Source organism: Pseudomonas sp. IT-P74, assembly GCF_949768175.1.
Classification (GTDB): Bacteria; Pseudomonadota; Gammaproteobacteria; order Pseudomonadales; family Pseudomonadaceae; genus Aquipseudomonas.
This window is the reverse complement of sequence record NZ_CATKQD010000090.1, coordinates 1-210: the sequence shown is the minus strand read 5'-3', so window position 1 is coordinate 210 and position 210 is coordinate 1. Positions and strand designations below refer to the sequence as shown.

The window sequence follows — 210 nt, the reverse complement described above, 5'->3', positions numbered from 1 at the left end:
ACCGGCGGCAACTTCGAAAACCTGGTGCCGAACACCACCCCGGCCGTGACCACCATCACCGACTCCGTGGATAACACCGGGCTGACCCTGACCGCCACCGGCAACATCAGCGAAGGCGGCCAGATCATCTACACCGCGACCCTGAGCAACCCGGCCGGCACGCCGATGACCGTGACCTTGAGCAATGGCTCGGTCATCACCATCGAGGCG

1 protein-coding gene is annotated in these 210 nt (G+C 64.8%); it reads left to right on the top strand.

Features of this window, described 5'->3' with window-relative positions:
* The coding region (locus ACM6J5_RS27705) for an immunoglobulin-like domain-containing protein (protein ID WP_414929708.1) at nucleotides 1-210 on the top strand (210 nt) is incomplete at both ends.